This is a genomic window from Bacillus sp. RHFS10 (assembly GCF_016757475.1).
Taxonomy (GTDB): Bacteria; Bacillota; Bacilli; order Bacillales; family Bacillaceae; genus Bacillus; species Bacillus subtilis_G.
In genome coordinates, this window is sequence record NZ_JAESPO010000002.1 from 452,722 (window position 1) to 473,862 (window position 21,141).

General features: G+C 44.9%; 22 protein-coding genes and 1 pseudogene. 20 read left to right on the forward strand and 3 right to left on the reverse strand.

The features are described 5' to 3' along the window. Positions 1-380: 380 nt before the first annotated feature. The 18 genes and pseudogenes from JMN17_RS08965 (at position 381) to JMN17_RS09050 (ending at position 15,279) form a co-directional block, all read left to right on the forward strand. On the forward strand, positions 381-1,064 hold the full coding sequence (locus JMN17_RS08965; RefSeq protein ID WP_087992688.1) for a vWA domain-containing protein: 684 nt from the start codon (positions 381-383) through the stop codon (positions 1,062-1,064). Between the two features lie 327 nt (positions 1,065-1,391). Beyond that, entirely contained in the window at positions 1,392-2,066 is a 675-nt protein-coding gene (locus tag JMN17_RS08970; RefSeq protein ID WP_087992687.1) for a vWA domain-containing protein, read from the forward strand. Positions 2,067-2,158: 92 nt separating this feature from the next. Next, positions 2,159-2,320, forward strand: a complete 162-nt coding sequence (locus tag JMN17_RS08975; protein ID WP_087992686.1) for a hypothetical protein — start codon at positions 2,159-2,161, stop codon at positions 2,318-2,320. 243 nt (positions 2,321-2,563) lie between these two features. Next, on the forward strand, positions 2,564-3,352 hold the full coding sequence (gene fdhD, locus JMN17_RS08980; RefSeq protein WP_087992685.1) for a formate dehydrogenase accessory sulfurtransferase FdhD: 789 nt from the start codon (positions 2,564-2,566) through the stop codon (positions 3,350-3,352). A gap of 15 nt (positions 3,353-3,367) precedes the next feature. Continuing rightward, positions 3,368-4,393, forward strand: coding sequence for a GTP 3',8-cyclase MoaA (gene moaA / locus JMN17_RS08985; protein ID WP_202327924.1), 1,026 nt, complete (start codon positions 3,368-3,370; stop codon positions 4,391-4,393). A 193-nt stretch (positions 4,394-4,586) separates the two neighbouring features. Continuing rightward, positions 4,587-5,720 (forward strand): response regulator aspartate phosphatase, encoded by a 1,134-nt coding sequence (locus JMN17_RS08990; RefSeq protein WP_087992683.1) that lies wholly within the window; start codon positions 4,587-4,589, stop codon positions 5,718-5,720. Between the two features lie 170 nt (positions 5,721-5,890). Then, positions 5,891-6,370 carry a hypothetical protein gene (locus JMN17_RS08995; RefSeq protein ID WP_087992682.1) on the forward strand — a complete coding sequence of 160 codons (480 nt, stop codon included), beginning with the start codon at positions 5,891-5,893 and terminating at the stop codon, positions 6,368-6,370. 70 nt (positions 6,371-6,440) lie between these two features. After that, on the forward strand, positions 6,441-6,626 hold the full coding sequence (locus JMN17_RS09000) for a CsbD family protein (RefSeq protein ID WP_087992681.1): 186 nt from the start codon (positions 6,441-6,443) through the stop codon (positions 6,624-6,626). Between the two features lie 216 nt (positions 6,627-6,842). Further along, positions 6,843-8,099 (forward strand): urea ABC transporter substrate-binding protein, encoded by a 1,257-nt coding sequence (urtA, locus tag JMN17_RS09005; RefSeq protein ID WP_087992680.1) that lies wholly within the window; start codon positions 6,843-6,845, stop codon positions 8,097-8,099. Between the two features lie 32 nt (positions 8,100-8,131). Next, complete coding sequence (gene urtB, locus JMN17_RS09010; RefSeq protein ID WP_087992679.1) at positions 8,132-9,034, forward strand: urea ABC transporter permease subunit UrtB; 903 nt, start codon at positions 8,132-8,134, stop codon at positions 9,032-9,034. Between the two features lie 11 nt (positions 9,035-9,045). After that, positions 9,046-10,116 (forward strand): urea ABC transporter permease subunit UrtC, encoded by a 1,071-nt coding sequence (gene urtC / locus JMN17_RS09015; RefSeq protein ID WP_087992678.1) that lies wholly within the window; start codon positions 9,046-9,048, stop codon positions 10,114-10,116. After that, entirely contained in the window at positions 10,091-10,840 is a 750-nt protein-coding gene (gene urtD / locus JMN17_RS09020) for an urea ABC transporter ATP-binding protein UrtD (RefSeq protein ID WP_202327925.1), read from the forward strand. The genes urtC and urtD overlap by 26 nt, the downstream gene beginning before the upstream one ends. Then, positions 10,837-11,542 (forward strand): annotated as a pseudogene (gene urtE, locus JMN17_RS09025) (urea ABC transporter ATP-binding subunit UrtE). Before urtD ends, urtE begins: the two are co-directional and overlap by 4 nt. Before the next feature lie 99 nt (positions 11,543-11,641). Beyond that, positions 11,642-11,959 carry an urease subunit gamma gene (ureA, locus tag JMN17_RS09030; protein WP_087992675.1) on the forward strand — a complete coding sequence of 106 codons (318 nt, stop codon included), beginning with the start codon at positions 11,642-11,644 and terminating at the stop codon, positions 11,957-11,959. Continuing rightward, positions 11,956-12,330 (forward strand): urease subunit beta, encoded by a 375-nt coding sequence (gene ureB / locus JMN17_RS09035; protein ID WP_087992674.1) that lies wholly within the window; start codon positions 11,956-11,958, stop codon positions 12,328-12,330. Before ureA ends, ureB begins: the two co-directional genes overlap by 4 nt. Beyond that, positions 12,327-14,036: an urease subunit alpha gene (ureC, locus tag JMN17_RS09040; RefSeq protein ID WP_087992673.1), complete on the forward strand. Its 1,710-nt coding sequence runs from the start codon at positions 12,327-12,329 to the stop codon at positions 14,034-14,036. The genes ureB and ureC overlap by 4 nt, the downstream gene beginning before the upstream one ends. A gap of 133 nt (positions 14,037-14,169) precedes the next feature. Continuing rightward, the gene (locus JMN17_RS09045) at positions 14,170-14,571 is read left to right on the forward strand and encodes an Rrf2 family transcriptional regulator (RefSeq protein ID WP_087992672.1); all 402 of its coding nucleotides are present in this window, start codon (positions 14,170-14,172) and stop codon (positions 14,569-14,571) included. A 66-nt stretch (positions 14,572-14,637) separates the two neighbouring features. Next, entirely contained in the window at positions 14,638-15,279 is a 642-nt protein-coding gene (locus JMN17_RS09050) for an NAD(P)-dependent oxidoreductase (protein ID WP_202327926.1), read from the forward strand. Between the two features lie 236 nt (positions 15,280-15,515). Here JMN17_RS09050 and JMN17_RS09055 read toward each other — a convergent pair whose 3' ends face one another. Continuing rightward, entirely contained in the window at positions 15,516-15,905 is a 390-nt protein-coding gene (locus tag JMN17_RS09055) for a DUF5362 family protein (protein ID WP_087992670.1), read from the reverse strand. Positions 15,906-16,051: 146 nt separating this feature from the next. On the opposite strand from JMN17_RS09055, the gene JMN17_RS09060 reads away from it, so the two are divergent. Next, a complete protein-coding gene (locus JMN17_RS09060; RefSeq protein ID WP_202327927.1) occupies positions 16,052-16,825 on the forward strand; it encodes a MerR family transcriptional regulator in 774 nt (257 codons plus the stop codon). Between the two features lie 21 nt (positions 16,826-16,846). Here JMN17_RS09060 and cls read toward each other — a convergent pair whose 3' ends face one another. Then, positions 16,847-18,295 carry a cardiolipin synthase gene (gene cls / locus JMN17_RS09065; RefSeq protein WP_087992668.1) on the reverse strand — a complete coding sequence of 483 codons (1,449 nt, stop codon included), beginning with the start codon at positions 18,293-18,295 and terminating at the stop codon, positions 16,847-16,849. Between the two features lie 243 nt (positions 18,296-18,538). Here cls and JMN17_RS09070 point away from each other — a divergent pair, with 243 nt between their 5' ends. After that, positions 18,539-18,973, forward strand: a complete 435-nt coding sequence (locus tag JMN17_RS09070; protein WP_087992667.1) for a DUF5392 family protein — start codon at positions 18,539-18,541, stop codon at positions 18,971-18,973. Positions 18,974-19,114: 141 nt separating this feature from the next. On the opposite strand, the gene JMN17_RS09075 is transcribed toward JMN17_RS09070, so the two are convergent. After that, positions 19,115-20,905, reverse strand: a complete 1,791-nt coding sequence (locus JMN17_RS09075) for an N-acetylneuraminate synthase family protein (protein WP_087992666.1) — start codon at positions 20,903-20,905, stop codon at positions 19,115-19,117. Between the last annotated feature and the right edge of the window lie 236 nt (positions 20,906-21,141).

The following is a 21,141-nucleotide window of genomic DNA, read 5'->3' on the forward strand; positions in this document are numbered from 1 at the left end:
GAGCGTCTTTTTCTGTTCTTAAATGTCTTTTATCTAAGAGCGGTTGAAATGTTTTAGAGAAGCTCCTGACAGCCTTTAGGGCGACAAGGGAATCAGTTCCTTTTTCCTGATTGCTCACTTTGAGATTGTGGTAAAGTAATCCACATATATCGACAGACTTCGACAGACTCATATAACGAAAGCCGAAAGGCCGACAATCTTCTTTTTTCTTAATAGTGTTAGGCGGAAATCACTAATAAAAACAAAGGTTTCTATGCAAAAGTAAATAACAGCAATGGGGAAGCCCGCCCTATTTATTTCTCTGTTTTTGTCGATTACGATTAATGATGTTCAGCGTTGAACATCTGCACGCAGAAACAAACTTGTAAAGGGGTACGAGCATGAAGAAAAGATTTTCACTGATCATGATGACAGGCTTGTTATTTGGATTAACCTCACCTGCTTTTGCAGCTGAAAAGAAAGAAGCGGAGGCTGAAGATCCGGCAAACGTGGCAGTTTTGCTTGATGCCAGCGGAAGTATGGCGAAAAGAATAGACAGTGTATCTAAATTTAATTCAGCTAAAAAAGAAATTTCAAAGTTTGCAAGCTCACTGCCGGAAGGCACTCAGGTGAAAATGAGCGTGTTTGGTTCAGAAGGAAACAATAAAAACTCCGGAAAGGTTCAGTCATGTGAATCTATCCGCAACGTATACGGCTTCCAAAGCTTTAACGAACAAAGCTTCCTCAATTCTCTTAATGCAATCGGGCCGACTGGCTGGACGCCAATTGCCAAAGCGCTGAACGAGGCGAAATCTTCTTTTGATCAGCTTGATACTAAAGGAGAAAAAGTAGTGTATCTGCTGACAGACGGTGAGGAAACGTGCGGAGGAAATCCGATTAAAACAGCAAAAGAACTGCACAAAGACAATATCACTGTGAATGTGATCGGTTTTGATTATAAAGAGGGATACAAAGGCCAGCTGAACGCGATTGCGAAAGTAGGCGGCGGTGAATACTTCCCTGCGTATACTCAAAAAGATGTTGAGAAAATCTTCACTCAGCAATCATTGATGTTATCTGAATAAGAAAAAAAGAGAGGCTGATAATGGTCAGCCTCTTTTTTGTATGTAACAAAATGTTCAAAAGTGATTCGCTGTCAGCCTGTAGCATAGTAGCAGATTTTCGTTTCTCTGTCTTGACCAAGGAGAAAAAAGAATGAATGGTGTTACAGTCTGTATATACTTTATGGGCGAAAATAGCTAAAAATCACCGGCATATCAAGCGATTTTGTACAGAAAGTGAAAGCGGTACAAAAGGCAGCTTGCCCTATATCTTTTTGCAATTTCATATTCTAGCATAAAGGATAATCCAACATAAAGTTGGAAAATATGATAGAGAAAGGAAGATTAAACGTGAAAAAATTGCTGGCTGCCGGTATCATTGGATTGCTGACTGTCTCCTTTGCCTCCCCGTCTTTTGCCGCTGAGAAACAGGCGGACACAAATGTGGCTGTTTTGTTTGACGGAAGCGGAAGCATGGTTCAAAAAACAGGAGGAGAGCGCAAAATAGATATTGCCAAAAATTCCGTCAAGTCTTTTGCCGAGCTGCTTCCGAAGGATACAAATCTCATGCTTCGCGTTTTCGGACATGCTGGAAACAATAAACTGTCCGGAAAAGCTCTTTCATGCAGCACGACGGAAACCATTTACGGCCTTCATCCATATGAAGGATCACTGTTTGACAATTCATTGAGCGAGATCAAGCCGACTGGCTGGACACCGATTGCCAAAGCACTTTCAGATACAAGAAAAGAACTTGAAGCATTCGACGCAGACGGAAAAAACGTGGTGTATTTAATCACTGACGGTGAAGAAACGTGCGGCGGAGATCCAGCGGCTGAAATTGAAAAGCTTCGTGAAGCGAATGTGGATACGATTGTAAACATTATCGGATTTAACTTTGATGTGAAAGGAAACGAAGAGATGAAACAGGCGGCTGTTGCTGGCGGCGGAGAATATATTTCAGCGAACAGCGCGGATGAGTTCGAACAGACTTGGGAAAAAGAAGCACAAAAATTTACTGAGTAATCGCTTGTATGAAGGCGCTCCCCCAGGCGCCTTTTTCTATTGGTTTAAAAACGATCTGTGCGGGAAAGATACCCTTAAAAGGGGTTGAACATATGAGATTATTAGGAATGATTTTTCTTATAGCCGCCGTGGCGTTTGTCTTGCTCGGTGTTTTTCTAAAACTGGCAGCCTTCTTTTTTGTCAGCATTCTCACCTTGATCGCAGCTGTTGTGCTGTTTGTGATCGTGAAAAAGAATCAGCATAATCAAACATAGAGCCCTTTATATAGAGGGCTCTCAGCGTGTCGACAAACCCCGCATTATTGTCAATGCACCTTGGTGCTCACGTGTTATGAAACGAACGGCGGCTAAATCCTTAGGCGTCCTGCCTAACACCGCCGTCATCACATCCTGTGAAAGCCCTTTATACAGAGGGCTCTTTTTATGTCTCAGAATTCGACAAAATCCGGGGATTATGAAAAAATATAAAGGCAGGAACATTGCGGAGGGGAAGAGAAATTGAATGATAAACTAACTGCGGTCAGGGATGTATGGCGCTATGAACAAGGGGAAATAAGCAAAATTGAAGACCGGATAGTGACGGAATATCCTTTGACAGTGATACTGAACGGGAGTGAATTTGTGACACTCGTTTGTACGCCGGAGCATATCAAAGAGCTTGTCATCGGATTTCTCGCATCAGAGGGTGTTATACGATTTCAAAAAGAGATTAAAAGGTTTACAATAGATGAAAGTCTCGGTTTTGTTTATGTCGATCTCATTCATCCTGAGGCATTGGATCAAAAGGATTATACAAAACGGGTGATCGGCTCATGCTGCGGAAAGGGCCGCCATTTTTATTTTCAGCAGGATGTCAAAACCGCAAAAACGGCTGTCAGCCAAATGAAAATATCGCCTGAAGCATGTCTGGCGCTTATGAAAGATTTACAGAAAGGGAGCGAAACGTTTCAGGATACGGGAGGCGTCCACAATGCGGCGCTTTGCGACACAGAGAAGCTGCTCCTGATGCGCGCAGATATCGGCCGGCACAACGCGCTTGATAAATTATACGGACACTGCCTGCTGAACGGGATATCTGTCCGCGACAAACTGATTGTGTTTAGCGGCAGAATCTCATCAGAAGTCCTGTTAAAAGCGGCAAAAATCGGCGTGTCGATTGTGATTTCCAAATCGGCCCCGACGGAGCTTGCGATTCAAATGGCGGAAGAATTAAATATCACAGCGATCGGATTCGTCAGAAACGGATCATTTAATGTATATACACACCCTGAGAGAATCGGGGGATAGGAAGGGGCTGTAGCTATGAATACAGAATCGCGTCAGATGTTGGATAAAAGGAACAGGCCGCTGAGAGACCTTCGCATTTCTGTTACAGACCGCTGCAACTTCCGATGCACGTACTGTATGCCCGCCGAATTATTCGGCCCGGATTATCCTTTTTTAAAGAAAGAGGAACTGCTTTCATTTGAGGAGCTGGAACGGCTTGCGACGCTGTTTGTCACAAGGTTCGGCGTTGAAAAAATCCGCTTAACCGGCGGAGAGCCTCTCATGAGAAAGGATATGCCCGAATTAATCAAAAAACTGGCCCGTATTCCGGGTGTCCGTGATATTGCGATGACGACAAATGGATCACTGCTGCCTGTTTATGCGGAGAGGCTCAAGGAAGCCGGGCTGAAAAGGGTCACGATCAGCCTTGATTCCTTAGAGGACGAACGGTTTAAAAAGATAAACGGGCGCGGGGTTTCTGTCAGCAAGGTGCTTGAAGGCATTGAAGCGGCGAAGCAAGCGGGGCTCGGTGTTAAAATCAACATGGTCGTCCAAAAGGGCGTCAATGAAAAAGATATAATGCCTATGGCGCGTTATTTTAAAGAAAAAGGGCATATCCTGAGATTCATCGAATTTATGGATGTTGGGAACACCAACCAATGGGAAAAGAAGGACGTCATGACAAAGGCGGAAATCATTGATTTGATCAATGAACACATGCCGGTAGAACCGATAGCGCCTAATTATATAGGCGAAGTGGCTTCCAGATTCCGCTACTTGGACGGATCAGGGGAAATCGGCGTCATATCATCTGTATCTGATGCGTTCTGCGGATCATGCAACAGGGCCCGTCTTTCTGCGAGAGGGGAGCTGTTTACCTGCTTATTCGCTGCAGGCGGGTTTGACCTCAGAGCGCCGGTACGGCAGGAGTTAAGTGATGACGAACTGGCGGAGATGATCGGCACAGTATGGAAAAATCGGATCGATCAGTATTCGGTCGATCGTACTCTATCAAAAGCATTAGGCAAAAAGAAAGTGGAAATGTCTTATATTGGCGGCTAAATTTCATGTAAAAAGCTTATCGGCACTGTCCGGTAAGCTTTTTTTATAAGAGTCCAAGGGCAAAAAATAGTTACAAACACCGAAATATATAAGGATAGGCATAAAGAAGGAATCATTGTAAGAATTTTTAATTCCAATGCCATACATTATGATAAAATATAACCAATTAGAAAATAGAAAGGGTTGGAGGGGCATGGCCGCGTACGAGATCCCGTCATCTCAAGTAGGAGTGAAAATCAATAAGTGGTATAAGCACATTTTAGCATTTCAAGTGGCTGATGCCGTTAAGCTGAAGAAAGAGATTGATCAGAACATCGAACATATGGAAGAGGATCAGCTGCTTCTGCTGTATTACCAGCTGATCAGTTACCGTCACCAAATTATGCTGGATTATGTAAAACCTGACCTGCACGAGGAATCTCAGCTTCAATATCGTGAATTGATCAAAACGCTGGAAAGCAATCAGAACAGCATCTCCGGGTTATCTGAGTATTATTTTCACTTGTTCAGAGGAATGTACGAATTTGAACAGAACAATTATATTTCAGCCATATCCTTTTATCGGAAAGCTGAAAAGATGCTTGCGTTTGTGGAAGATGAAATTGAAAGAGCGGAATATCATTTTAAAGTGGCTGAAGTTTTTTATGTCATGAAGCAGACACACTTTTCCATGAACCATGCCATACAGGCGCTTGAGACATACAAGGATCACGATTTTTACAGAGTCAGAAGAATTCAATGCCATTTCGTGATATCAGGAAACTACATTGACTACAGAAATTATGAAAAGGCGCTTGAGCATTTGGATGACGCGTATCGCCTGGCTTTATTGGAAGGACAGCCCCGTTTGATCGGATCTGCCCTCTACAATATGGGGAATTGCTATGACGATAAAGGCGAGCTGGATCAAGCTGCGGCATACTTTGAAAAAGCGCTGCCTGTCTTTGAGGAGCATCAGCTGGAACAGCTTCCGAAAGCGCTCTTCAGCCTGACTCGCGTTCTTTTCAAAAAAGAAGATGCCCAAGCCGCGACGCGGTACTATGAAAAAGGGATTGCCATCGCTCAAAAACGAAACGATTTCTTCAGTCTGGCAAAATATAAATTTCTGCAGGCTTTATATGTGGAATGTGTCAATGTAGATATGATTCAAGAAGTATTTGACTATATGGAAGAAAAATCCCTGTATGTATATATTGAAGAATTCGCTTTGGATGCTGCCGCCTATTGCAGTCATCGTGAACAATACAAAGAAGCGGTGTATTTTTATGAAAAAGCGGTCAGCATGAGAGAGATGATCCAAAGGAACGACTGTTTATATCAAGTGTAAGACGAAACCATCTGCTGCCAGATGGTTTTTTTATATACAAAAAAAGGAGAGTATCGCAACGTTTATTTCCGGACGAAACAGGAAAAATCGCTACATATGCTTTTGAACAACTTAACATGGCCGGGTTCAGAAGGTGCCTGAGTCATTGACAAGCGTGAGGGGGGAATTCGATGTTTGGTTTCAATGATATTGTGAAGTTTTTATGGTCTTTCCTCATTGTTCTGCCGCTTGTACAGATCATACATGTTTCAGGGCACAGCTTTATGGCTTTAATTTTTGGCGGAAAAGGATCATTGGATATTGGGATGGGCAAAACGCTGTTTAAGATTGGGCCGATACGGATCAGAGCGATTTATTTCATCGATTCTTTTTGCAGGTTTGGTGAGCTGAAAACCGACAATCGGTTCTCACATGCACTCGTGTATGCCGGGGGCAGCCTGTTTAACCTGATAACGATTTTCGCGGTCAATTTGCTGATTATACACAGTGTATTAAAACCGAATTTGTTTTTCTATCAGTTTGTCTATTTTTCTACGTATTATGTGTTCTTCGCCCTGCTGCCGGTTCGATATTCTGAGAAAAAGACATCAGACGGGCTGGCGATTTATAAGGTGCTTCGCTACGGAGAGCGCTATGAGATCGATAATTAACATTCAAATGTTTACCGCCTCTTAGATCGGGAAGGTAACAAGTACACAGATATGAAGGGAGAGAATCAACATGGGTAACGATAGTGTAAAAGATAAAATGAAAGGCGGCTTCAATAAAGCCAAAGGAGAAGCGAAGGATAAAGTCGGAGATATGACCGATAAAGCGGATATGCAGGCTGAAGGCAAAAAAGATAAGGCAAAAGGCGAGATCCAAAAGGATATCGGGGAAGCGAAGGATAAATTCAATAAAGATTAATCGTACGGAAGAGGCGGGAAACGATATGTTTCTTGCCTTTTTTTGTGCGCTTGTTTGGATGTGTTAATAAATGTAACAAAAAAAGCAGTCGATTTGGTTAAAGTATCTAAATTTTTAAAATATTATATGAAATATTGGCTCTCTTCTATATAATGATGACATAAGATGTTAACTTTTGTTACATAAGCTAGTGGAATCACAAAAGGGAGGTTTTGAATGAAAAACAAAGGGGTTGGAATACAGGTTGTTTTTCTGTTGTTTCTGCTCATGGTTCTGATGACGGGATGCGCTGCGCCGAAGAAAGTGTCGGAAGCCAGCGGGGATGCGAAAAAAACAGTTGATATCGACACAAGCGGTGATTCAGTGAAGGTTGGGATTCTTCACTCGTTAAGCGGAACTATGGCGATCAGCGAAGTGTCCGTACATGATGCGGAGTTAATGGCGATTCAAGAAATCAACCAAAAAGGCGGAGTTCTCGGCAAAAAGCTTGAACCCGTCGTGGAAGACGGCGCTTCAGACTGGCCTGTTTATGCGGAAAAAATGAGAAAACTGCTTCAGCAGGATAAAGCCGCTGCTATTTTTGGCGGATGGACATCAGCGAGCCGCAAAGCCATGCTTCCGGTTGTGGAGCAAAACAACGGGCTGCTGTTCTATCCGGTGCAGTACGAGGGAATGGAGTCATCACCTCATATTTTTTATACCGGAGCAACGACGAATCAGCAAATTGTTCCGGCTGTTGATTGGCTGCTGAAGAATAAAGGTAAGAAGTTCTTTCTGATCGGATCAGATTACGTATTCCCGAGAACAGCCAATAAAATCATTAAAGCGCAGGTGAAAGCGGCCGGAGGAGAAATTGCCGGTGAAGAGTATACGCCGCTCGGCCACACGAACTACAGTACGCTCGTCAGCAAAATCAAAGAAAAACAGCCTGATGTCATTTTTAATACATTAAACGGCGACAGCAACGTGGCGTTTTTCAAACAGCTGAAAGATGCGGGCATCTCGGCTGACGATATGCCTGTGATGTCGGCAAGTGTCGCTGAGGAAGAAATTCGGGGGATCGGCCCTGATGTGCTAAAAGGACATTATGCGGTGTGGAATTACTTTCAGACAACCAATACGAGCGAAAATCAAACATTCGTGAAGAACTATAAAAAGATGAACGGCGATAACAGGGTGACGAGCGACCCGATTGAAGCTGGCTATAATGCGGTCTATCTCTGGGCAGCAGCTGTTGAAAAAGCGAAGTCCTTTGATGTCGATAAGGTGAAGAAAGCGGCTGACGGGATTGCATTCAAAGCCCCGGGCGGCACAGTGAAAATCGACGGAGATACACAGCATCTGTACAAAACGGTCAGAATCGGGCAAATCACGGGGGATGGACAGTTTAAAGAAGTATGGAACTCAGGTGACCCGGTAAAACCTGATCCGTATTTAAAATCGTACGATTGGGCAAAGGGGTTATCTAAATAAATCAAAGCCGTTTGCGGGAGAGGAAGCGGAACATGTCTGTCGTCATGACTCAATTATTTAACGGGATCAGTCTCGGTTCTATTTTGATTCTCATTGCGATTGGGTTGGCCGTTACATTCGGTTTGATGAACATTATTAATATGGCGCACGGTGAGCTGATTATGGCAGGAGCCTACACGACATATGTCGTTCAGCAGCTATTTATCAGCTATTTGCCGGCTTCCCTGTTTTCTTACTATTTTTTAATCGCAATCATCATGGCGTTTGCGGTTGCGGCGCTTATTGGGATTGTCATTGAAAAAGTGATCGTCAGGCGATTATATGACCGTCCGCTCGACAGCCTTTTGGCGACGTGGGGAGTGAGCTTGATTCTGCAGCAGGCGGCCAGATCGATTTTTGGCGCGCCGAATGTGGCCGTCAAGTCTCCTGAGTGGCTGACGGGTGGGGTGACGCTGTTTTCCGTCACCTTTCCGTATAAAAGGCTGTTTATTTTGGCGCTCGTTTTTTTTACGCTGGCGCTGCTCGGTTTCTATTTATTTAAAACCTCTGCGGGGCGGCGGATGCAGGCTGTCACGCTGAACCGGAGCATGGCATCGTGTCTCGGCGTATCTGTGAGAAAAACCGATACGTTGGCTTTCGCGCTCGGAAGCGGGCTGGCCGGTATCGCGGGGAGTTCACTCACATTGCTTGGCTCAATTGGGCCTACTCTCGGTTCATCTTACCTAGTCGATGCTTTCATGATCGTTATTTTAGGAGGAATCGGAAAATTGAAAGGCACCATTATAGGCGCGGTGGCCGTCGGTTTGCTGAGCACATTCGTTGAGTATTCCACAAGTGCTACGATTGCCAAGGTTGTCGTGTTTGCATTTATTATTCTCTTTCTGCAATGGCGGCCTTCAGGTCTTGCGAGTGTCAGAACGAGATTACTTGATTAGGAGGGAACCGGATGAAGCGGTTTTCACAATTCAGTCCGTATCTGGTGATGTTTGCTCTTCTTATCGCCGCTCCGTTCTTGCTGCAGGAGTTTCGATTAGGGCTGTTGGCAAAGTTTTTGTGCTTTGCGATTGTAGCGGTCGGCATTTGCCTGATTTGGGGATATACAGGCATTTTGAGTTTGGGACATGGCGTCTTTTTCGGATTGGGTGCTTACTGCATGGCTATGTATTTAAAAATAGAAGCCTCGCCGTCAGGCATTCCTGACTTTATGGAGTGGACAGGGGTCACTGAACTGCCGTGGATCTGGGCAATGTTCAGGAACCCTTTAGCTGCGATTGCCGCGGCAGTCACTGTGCCTGTCTTTCTGGCCTTTTTACTCGGTTACTTTACCTTCCGCAACAACATAAAGGGCGTTTATTTTTCGTTGATCTCTCAGGCTGTTGTTGTGGTGGTTGTCACATTGTTCATCGGCAGCCAGGGAATCACAGGCGGCACGAATGGCCTCACGAATTTCTATTCCATTTTCCAGTATTCTCTGGCCGATCCCGCAATGAAGCGGATTTTGTATTTTACGGCACTCTTTTTCCTCGGTGCTTCTGTCGTGCTCGCTTTGTTTCTGACGAGAAGCCGTTTTGGGCGGCTATTGCAGGCGGTGCGCGACGGAGAAAACAGAGTCCGTTTTTTCGGGTATCATTCCACCGTTTTTAAAGTGTTTATTTATTGTGTATCCGCTGCGATGGCCGGGATTGCCGGGATGCTGTTTGTGCTTCAGGACGGGATGATCTCGCCGGAAATGATGGGCATCATTCCTTCGGTGGAAATGGTGCTGTGGGTGGCGATCGGCGGCAGGCACTCCATTTTCGGGGCGGTGCTTGGCGCACTTCTAACGAACGGAATGAAAAGCTATTTAAGCGAATATTATCCTGACATTTGGCTGTACTTCCTCGGCGCACTGTTTATCATCGTCGTGCTCTATATGCCAAAAGGGATTGTCGGGCTGTTCGAGAAGCTTATAAACCAGCTTTCCTCCTCAAAAAAGAAAGGAGCGGCTGCTTATGAAACCGATACTTACCTGCCGTGACGTGAAGGTTAAGTTTGACGGGTTTTGGGCTTTGCGGGGCGCTGATATCAGTGTGCAGGAACGTGATATCCATTTTCTGATTGGGCCGAACGGCGCCGGAAAAACGACTTTGCTGGACATCATTTGCGGAAAAACAAAGCCGCATTCGGGTGAAGTTCTTTTTCAGGAAGCGGATGAATTGACAAAGACTCGGGAATATCAGATCGCGAAACTGGGGGTCGCCAGAAAGTTTCAGGCCCCGAGTGTCTTTACGCGGCTGACAGTGTTTGAAAACCTCGAACTTGCCATGAAACAGAAAAAAACGATTCTTTCATTGCTGACAGCGCGTATGACAAAAGAGCAAAGTGACAAGATGATAGACATCCTGAGGCTGATAGGGTTAGATGACAAACGGGATCTAACAGCCGGAAGCCTGTCACACGGACAGAAGCAATGGCTTGAAATCGGCATGCAGCTCGCCATGGAGCCAAAGCTTTTGCTGCTGGATGAACCGATTGCCGGCATGACGGGAAAGGAGCGGAAAAAAACCGGAGCCTTGCTTGAAGAGATCGCGAAAACGTGCTCTGTTCTGATTGTCGAGCACGATATGGATTTTGTGCGTTCGTTTTCAAGAAAAGTCACGGTCATGCATGAAGGCAAAGTGCTTTGTGAAGGGTCGATGGATGACATCACAAGCAATGAAGAGGTGGCAGCGGTGTATTTAGGAAGGAGAAGTGTGTCATGATTACCGTCAGCAATGTAACGTCCGGTTACGATCAATCGATGGTTTTGCACAGCCTCAGCATGATGGTTCGTCCGTCCGGGGCAGATTGTCGCTGTATTAGGCCGAAACGGAGTCGGCAAATCCACTTTGCTGAAAACAATCATAGGCCTGCTTCCGGCTAAACAGGGGGATATTTGTTTTAATCAAACGTTTGTTCAAAACGAAAAGGCGGAAACACGGGCAAGAGCGGGGATTGCGTACGTTCCGCAGGGAAGAGATATCTTTTCCTCCTTAACCGTTCGTGACAACCTGCTGCTCGGGGAGGAGCCGCTTCCGAAGAAAAAGCGGACGGGGCAGATCAAGGAAGAAATTTTTCAGTGGTTTCCCGTTTTAAAGGAGATGCTTGACCGCAAAGGCGGCGATTTAAGCGGAGGGCAGCAGCAGCAGCTTGCAATTGCCAGAGCGCTGATGGGAAATCCGAAAATTATTTTACTTGATGAACCAATGGAAGGAATCCAGCCGTCAATTGTCGAACTAATCAGACAAGTTATCGTGGAAATTGCCAGGAAAAAGGACATTTCCGTTATGTTAGTCGAGCACAGTCTGGAAAATGCGTTAACATGTGCTGACCACCTTTATGTGATCGACAGGGGAACGGTTATTGATGATGGGAAGGCCGATGAAGAAACGGCACGCCGCTTTGAAAGGCATCTTACTGTATGATTTTTATGCTGAAGTAAGGGAGGTGATGTCCCGCCTGCATGTTCCGTAAATTCGTAGTAACCACATCTGCTTTATATGAAAAAAGAAGGAGGACTACAGATGAAACTGACACCGGTTGAACAAGAGAAATTGCTCATTTTTGCAGCGGGAGAACTAGCCAAACAGCGAAAGGAGCGCGGCGTTCTGCTGAATTATCCCGAGGCCGCCGCTTATATCACCTGCTTTATCATGGAAGGCGCACGTGACGGAAAGAGAGTGGCGGAGCTGATGGAAACCGGCCGCCATGTGTTAACGGAAAAAGACGTGATGGAGGGTGTGCCTGAGATGCTCGACAGCATTCAGGTGGAAGCCACATTCCCTGACGGAGTAAAGCTTGTCACCGTACACCAGCCGATTTCTGCGGAGGTGACGTCATGAAGCCGGGAACATTTCAAATTGCTGAGGGAACGATTACGATTAACGAAGGCCGCCAGACACGGGAGGTAACGGTGAAAAACACCGGATCACGCTCCATTCAAGTCGGCTCGCATTTTCATTTTGCGGAAGCCAATCGTGCATTATCATTTGATCGTGAACAAACCATCGGCATGCGTATCGACATTCCGTCAGGCACATCGGTCCGTTTTGAGCCAGGTGAGGAGAAAACCGTCACGCTTGTTGAATTCAGCGGACGAAAAACAGTACGGGGACTGAACGGAATGGCCGATACATATATCGATGGACGCGGCAAAGAAAAGACGTTAGCCAACTTAAAACAAGCCGGCTGGATGGAGGGTGTAATCCGATGAAGATGTCACGGGAGCAATATGCGGAGCTGTTTGGCCCGACAACGGGCGATAAAATCAGATTGGGCGATACGGATTTATGGATCGAGGTTGAACAGGATTTCACAGTATACGGTGAAGAAATGGTCTTTGGCGGCGGAAAAACGATCCGTGACGGCATGGGTCAAAACGGCAGAATCACAGGGAAAGACGGCGCTTTGGATTTGGTCATTACCAACGTCGTGCTCTTGGATTACTCAGGCATTGTTAAAGCGGATGTCGGTGTTAAGGACGGACGGATTGTCGGCGTCGGAAAAAGCGGAAACCCTGATATCATGGATGGAGTCGATCCGCATATGGTCATTGGCGCGGGTACAGAGGTGATTTCCGGTGAAGGTAAAATCTTAACAGCCGGAGGAGTGGATACGCACATTCATTTTATTTGCCCTCAGCAGATGGAAGTTGCGCTTTCTTCAGGTGTGACGACCCTTTTGGGAGGCGGGACAGGACCCGCTACAGGAAGCAAAGCGACAACATGTACGTCTGGCGCGTGGTATATGGCAAGGATGCTGGAAGCGGCCGAGGCGTTTCCGATCAATGTCGGCTTCTTAGGAAAAGGGAATGCATCCGATAAAGCGCCGCTGGTCGAACAGGTGGAAGCAGGCGCCATCGGCCTTAAGCTTCATGAAGACTGGGGCACGACGCCAAGCGCCATCAAAACGTGTATGGAAGTTGTGGATGAGGCTGATATTCAAGTCGCCATCCATACCGATACGATTAACGAAGCGGGCTTCCTGGAAAACACGCTCGACGCGATCGGGGACCGGGTCATTCATACCTATCACATTGAAGGAGCAGGCGGCGGCCACGCTCCGGATATTATGAAACTCGCCTCTTACGCAAACATTCTGCCGTCATCCACAACGCCAACCATTCCTTATACTGTTAATACGATGGAGGAGCATCTTGACATGATGATGGTCTGCCACCATTTAGATGCGAAAGTGCCTGAAGATGTGGCATTCAGCCATTCCAGAATCAGGGCTGCGACCATTGCGGCAGAGGATATTCTCCATGATATCGGCGCGATCAGCATGACATCATCGGATTCCCAAGCAATGGGGCGGGTCGGTGAAGTGATCATCCGAACGTGGCAGGTAGCCGACAAAATGAAAAAACAGCGCGGCGCTCTTGCTGGCGAAAACGGAAACGACAATGTGCGAGCAAAACGCTACATTGCCAAATACACGATTAATCCGGCAATTACTCACGGGCTCAGCCATGAAGTCGGCTCGGTGGAAAAAGGGAAGCTTGCTGATCTCGTTTTGTGGGACCCGGTATTTTTCGGCGTTAAGCCGGAACTTGTCTTAAAGGGCGGCATGATTGCACGTGCGCAAATGGGAGATCCGAACGCGTCCATTCCGACGCCTGAGCCGGTATTTATGCGCCAAATGTATGCGTCATACGGAAAAGCCAACCGTTCAACATCCATTACATTTATGTCTCAGGCAAGCATTGAGCGGGGTGTGGCGGAAAGTTTAGGGCTGGAAAAAAGAATTTCTCCTGTCAAAAATATCAGAAAGCTGAGCAAGCTGGATATGAAATTGAACTCAGCTTTGCCGAAGATCGAAGTTGATCCAAAAACCTATCAGGTCTTTGCTGACGGAGAGGAACTGTCTTGCCAGCCTGTCGATTATGTTCCGCTTGGACAAAGATATTTCTTATTCTGACAAGACACGGCCGGGGTGCATCCGGCCGTTCTATTGACTAAAAACGGTGCACACGAACCCCGTAATTAGTGTATATTAGATGTTGACAAACGAATCAAATGTAACTATTATAGTTACAACGGTGGTGAAAAACATGATTAACAGCCGTCTTGCTGTTGCCATTCATATTTTATCCCTCATTTCGATGGATGAAAAAGAGTCTTCAGAAATCATCGCTGGCAGCGTCAACACCAATCCGGTTGTCGTGCGAAGAATGATCAGCCTGCTGAAAAAAGCGGATATTCTCACATCACGCGCCGGGGTGCCGGGTGCAAGACTCAAAAAAGATCCGGCTGATATTTCTCTTTTAGAAGTATATCGGGCTGTCCAAAAGCAAGATGAACTCTTTGCGGTTCATGAAAACCCGAATCCGAACTGTCCGGTAGGGAAAAAAATTCAGAACGCACTGGATGAAACTTTTGAAAGTGTGCAAAAAGCGATGGAGAATGAACTGGCAAGCAAGTCATTAAAAGATGTTATGAATCATCTCTTTTAATCAAAAGGGATGACTTCTCACCGCCAACATGTAACTAAAATTGTTACAATAGGGAGGGCATGAAAAATGAAAATTGGAATTATCGGTGCAAGCGGAAAAGCAGGGAACGAGATTTTGAAAGAAGCGAAAACAAGAGGGCATGAAGTAACTGCCATCGTTCGAAACGCTTCAAAAGTGAAGGAACAGGATATAGCGATTTTGGAGAAAGATGTGTTTGAACTGACTGCAGAAGACATCAAGCCTTTCGATGCGGTCGTCAACGCTTTTGGAGCTGCGGCTGGTGAGGAACATCTTCATGTTGAGGCAGGCAGAAAACTAATCAGCATCTTAAAGGACGCGAAAAACATAAGATTGCTTGTCGTTGGCGGAGCAGGAAGCCTGTTTGTTGATGAAGCGAAAAAAACCCGTTTAATGGATACACCGGAATTCCCGAAAGAATATGTGCCGACTGCATCAAACCAAGGGGAGAACCTGAAAGATTTGCAGCAGACAGACTCCGTTTCATGGACGTTCCTCAGCCCTGCGGCATTTTTTGATCCGGCAGGAAAACGGACGGGTTCTTATCAAAAAGGAAAAGACAATGTCATCGTTAACGCGAAAGGCGATAGCTATATCAGCTATGCGGATTATGCCATTGCTGCAGTGGATGAGCTTGAACATCCTGCACACAAAAATGAACGCTTTACAGTGGTAAGCGAAGCGGAATAATAATAAAAAACCCGGAGCTTCCTCCGGGTTTCAGCGTGTCGACAAACCCTTGCATTCGTTGTCAAGCCTGTGCGTTGGTGCTCACGAATTAGGACATTCGCTCCGCTCCAATGCTCGCCTTTCCTAGACTTCAAGGGTTTTCAACCACGCTGAAAAGATGACAAAAACCTAAAACTAAACCGTTTTAGGTTTTTGTCAACAATCTGAAACCCGGAGCTTCCTCCGGGTTTTTCTGATTAATAAGTGCTGTACGTATCATAATCGCTGAAAAGGCCGTCAGCAATCCCAAGCATTAAGAAGACGAAGAAGGCGATAATCGCAAGAATAGATACAGCAATGCTTACGATTAAATAAATCCCTTGCATCTTCACAAACTTAGCGTAATTCTCCAGCATTAAGTCTTCAGACTGTCCGCTGTTGTGGTCAGCCATTTGTCCTGCTTCTTTAGCTGACCGCATCAAAAAGATTCCAGCAATAATTTGCAGTACGCCTGGCACGGCACCGATTAGAAAAAAGAACGCGCCTGAAAGCGCGGTAAGAGCGCCCATAATAATAAATAAAATGCCTGTTGCTTTCCCCCATTTCGAAATGCTAACGAGGGTTTTGTTCATTGTTTCAGGATTCATGTACACTGGCTCCCCTTTACAAAAAAAATACTCACTTTTCTTTTATACACTATTTGTGAGAAGTTTTGTATATTAAAATTAACAATTTTGGGGTTGACCCTGACGCTGCGTGATTGTTTACGATAAAAGACGAGGAGGCGGCAAATATGAAATATCAGGTCAAACAAGTGGCGGATATAGCGGACGTCAGCATTCGGACTCTTCATCACTATGACGATATTCAGCTTCTTAATCCTTCAACGGTTACTGACGCGGGATACCGTTTATACAGTGATTCAGATCTAGAAAGACTGCAGCAGATTTTATTTTTTAAGGAAATAGGTTTTCGTTTGGATGATATTAAAAAGTTGCTGGATCATCCGAATTTTGACCGGAAAGAAGCGCTTCAATCGCAAAAGGATATGTTGATGAAGAAAAAACAAAGAATGGAAGAGATGATTCAAACGATTGACAGGACGATTCAGTCCATTGAGGGAGGAGAACAAATGAATAAGTGGGATTTATTTGCCGGATTAAGCATAAAAGACATTGAAGAGCACCAGCAGACATACGCTGATGAAGTCAGAAAGCTCTATGGAAAGGACATCGCGGAAGAAACAGAGAAGAAGACATCCGCATACTCGGCAGACGATTGGCGTACGATCATGGCTGACTTTGATTCGATTTACAGGAGAATCGCGGCGCGAATGGAGCACGGTCCCGATGATGCAGAGGTTCAGGCCGCTGTGGGAGCATTTCGCGACCATATTTGTCAATATCATTACGATTGCACGCTAGACATTTTCAGAGGGCTTGGAGAAGTGTATATCACTGACGAACGATTTACCGATTCGATCAACCAATATGGAGATGGCCTTGCCGCTTTTTTGCGGGAAGCGATGATCATCTACTGTGACTATCAGGAAAAACCCCGGCCGTAAAAGCCGGGGTTTTGGCGCATCTTATAAAATCGGCGACAACAGCCGCGAGATGGATTCTTTCATTCGAATCCATAAGGGGCGCTGCAGGTATTCTTCATAGGTGTATTTTCTGGATACGAGCAAATCTTCTTTAAATGTAGAAACCAGTTTTTTCGCAATGGAGATATCGTAAATAAATGCATTAACCTCAAAATTCAGCCTGAAGCTTCGAACGTCGATATTCGCTGTCCCGACTGATGCAATTTCGTCATCCACTACGATGGTTTTCGCGTGGATAAAGCCGTTATCATATATATAGACAGTGGCCCCGGCTTTCAACAGATCGCCGATGTACGAAAGTGTCGCCCAGTATACAAAGGCATGATCAGGCTTGTTCGGGATCATGATGTTGACATCAATGCCTGACAGGCACGCGATCCTTAAAGCATCGAGCAAGCTTGCGTCAGGGATAAAATAAGGCGTCTGAATTAAAATAGAACGCTTGGCATTCGAAATCATTTTAATGTAGCCGTTTTTAATTTGTTCCCATTCGGAATCCGGGCCGCTTGTGACAATCTGCATCCCGACGTTGCCTTTTGGGCCGTGATCAGGAAAGTGATTCGGAATATATGTCAGCGTATGGCGATGGGAAGCCTGATTCCAGTCAAGGATGAAACGTGTCTGGATGGCGTGCACGGCGGTTCCTTGCAGCCGAATATGCGTATCACGCCAATAGCCGAATTTCGGATTAAGCCCGAGGTACTCATCTCCGACGTTAAATCCTCCGACATAACCGATCACTCCGTCTACGATGACAAGCTTTCGGTGGTTCCGATAATTCAGCCGCAAGTTAATCGGCCTGAGTTTTGAAGGGAAAAAGACCTCCACATGCCCGCCGGCTTCGCGGAGCTCTTTAAAAAACTTTTTTCTCAGTGTTCTGGACCCGAGTTCATCATATAGCACCCTGACCTGAACGCCTTCTTTCGCTTTTTGGATGAGAGCGTCCCGTAATTTTTTTCCTAATTCATCACCTTTATAAATATAATATTGTAAGTGGATATGATCCTTAGCCTTTGAGATGTCATGCAGCAGCCGCTGAAACTTATCCCGGCCGTCTGTAATCACGTCAACTGAATTATCCTCTGTAAACACAGCATGATTATTCATAATAAGCATATAAATTAAATCTTTATTATCAAATGTTGCCCGGTTGTTGAACTGAAATTGCCTGGTTTCTAAGTCTTCAAGCTGATGCTTCAGCAGCTTTTCGATTCCGATCTTTTTTCGGTCCTCCCATTGAAACAATTGCTTGCGCCTGAGATTATGGCCGAATAATAAGTATAAAATAAAGCCTAAAACGGGAATAAAGAAAAGAACAAGCAGCCAAGCCCAAGATGCGCTGGCATCGCGCCGTTCTTTGAAAATGACAATGATGGCCAAAAGAATATTCAAAATGAAAAAAAGTGATAAAAGGATGGAAGAAATACTCAATTTGTAACCCCGCTCATTCAATATTTATCAAGAAGATTGCCATTAGTATTCCATGATTAACAGCGATCTGATTCCCATTACAAATTATAACACTCCCATTTTAAAAGAATAAAGAGCGGCGCTCCAGATTCTTCGCCGAAAAGTCGGGCAGATTTCTTTAAAACCAGCTTGCACCTGCGTTAAAATAACACATATGATAACGTTCGTGAAGCTTTGCAACATCAAATAAAGGGGGAGGATTACATGAACTTTTACAGAGTCGAACAAATGCCGGGGTTCATTAAAACAGAAATGCAAAAAATTCAAAAGGCCGTACAGCCATTTATGAAGAAAACCGTCATTTACCGTTTTCTTGCTTTTCCGCTTGCAGCATTCTCTCTCTTTAATTTGGTCGCTTTTCTATTTCACGCTTCAGCAGACAGGGAGTCCTTGATCAGCGCAGGAATATTCGCCCTTCTGGCGGCGCTTGGATTGGCATTTTTCAAAGAAGCAGGCTACCAGCATAAACAGGTCCAAAAAACGGTTCGCATCTATATGCTGAACAGGATCAAAAAGAGCGACATCCTTTCAGAAGAGCGGAAAGACTCCTATACGCGCCAGATTAAGGAAGAACCGTTTGCGATGCGGAGTTTTGTGGAATTTTTGACTGAGGAAGACAGACGCAAGAAATTGTATTAAATAAGAACTGCACCCGGAATGTTAGGATTTTCCTGACAATCGGGTGTTTTTTTAGACACTAGGGATGATGTGGACAATCGAAATTAAAATGCACGCTTTCGGAATGATTCCGAACTCATGCACAGTTTTTTTGGCGAGATGTTATTTGTTTTCTGATGGCAACAGCGTTGCTTTGTTGATTTCTTCTACTAGAGATGTCTGATCGATCCATTTGGTCGACACATCTTGATTTATTTTTGAAACGTGCCGGTTTTCTGATAAATAATCCCTTATTCGGCTGAAATAGAGCGGTTCGTGTTTGACATCCAAGTTTCGATATATTTGTTCAAACAACTCTAAGTCTTTAGGTTCATCAAGTGTTAAACGCCAAGATGGATAATCGAGTTCTTCTGGCAGGCTGACTTGATTGATGTAAAATAGAGAAGGGTTGTTTAAAAAATAAAAAGAAAGGTATTCTGTATGGGTTAATGGTTTTGGCTGCTGCACAAGCCGCTGAAGGGCTTCAACAGTAATGACATTACAGGATATTCCTGCTGAACTTGAGATTTCCTGAGTATAATCTGCTCCTTTTTGCAAGTGCCGGTCAATTAAATATTGAAGCACTTCAGGTGAAACTGCCGGGCAATCACCTGTCACCCGGATAATAATATCGGCTTTTGTTAACGCTGCGGCTTCAAGCATTCTTTCTGCCACATTTTCGGGGGAGTCTCTCACGATTCTGACCTTTCCGTTTAGAGTAAAAGCTTCAAGCGGATCGTCTTCTGGAAGATTTGACGTTGCCAGCACAACTTCATGAACAGAAGGGACAGCCAGACAATTGATTAAACAGCGCTCAACAGATGGAATACCGTAAATCGGGAGCAGCGCTTTTTTCGGCAAACGAGTCGATTTTAGCCGGCATATCACTGCAATCGCAATTCTTGGACTTTTTATTTCGTTGGGTGTAATTGGCTGGTTTAACGATAAATCAGCAGTTACTACTTGAGGAAATGCGTCCTCGGCTTGTAAAGGCATTAATGCATTCTCATTTCCGCATCTTTTGTAGCTCGTTTTATCCAGTGTAATGATTTCTCCTTTTTTTATATCCTGGTTGGCTGTTGTACGTAATGATGAATCATACAAATACTTTCTTTCGGATTCATTTACTTCAGGTGAGCCAGCTGCAATTTGGGCCTGCTGGAGCTTTTCCGTCATTACTTTGAATTCGTTCAGCTCTAGTGAAGAATAATAATCAAACCCTTTAGCTGCCCGATTTAGGGTAATATGTTTTTCGATAACAGCTGCCCCTGAGAAAAATGCATAGACAGGAAGGTCGGCTGCAAGCGGATGATCTGCGTCGATGTGATCCGCAAATCCTATTTGAACCTTGTATCTTTTTTGTAGATGTTGTATCCGTTTTAGGTTAATATCCTCTAATTTTGTCGGATACCCTTGAAATCCGTGCATGAGAATGAGCTGATTTGCCATATGTTGTTTTACAAGCGACATCATCTGATCGATCTCTTCTTCGTACCATCCCCCAACTCCAATGAGTACAGGCTTCTCGGTCATACCGATCGTTTTCATGATTTCCGTGGATTGAAGGATGGTTGTTGGAAGCTTTATGCCATCAATGTCATGCTGCAGGTGCAAAAAGAGCTCTGCCCCCCATGAATCGAAAATATCCACCCAAATTTCTAATCCATGTCTTTTTCCATAAGCGACACAATTTTTCCATACATCTTCATTCAAAAACAGCTCAATATACGACTCATAAGCAAAAAAACACGGTGTTGCAATACGGTCATACTTGAACCACTGAAATTTCACACCATCTGCTCCGCTTTCTGCGGCAACCTTGATCAGTGCTTTGAGGTTCTCCTCTTTTCCTTGATGGGCGTTTGCAATTTCAGCAATGACTTTTACTTTTTCCGAAATGCTGTTGCTTTCCAAATGCCCCACTCCTTTATTTTTATTGGGACAATCCTGCTGTGATGTGGCAGGTGCCACTTTTGAAAGTTGTTTTCTACCAAGTCGTTTTATTAGATTGTATGCTTCCATAAGAACTTGGTGTTTGCACCTGCCTGCTTTTATAGGCACATATCCGTCAAATTGAGGTAAATGATGAAAAATAGACAAATAAAAAAGGCACGGTTCCGTTTTATCTGGAACTCATGCCCGGTACTGTC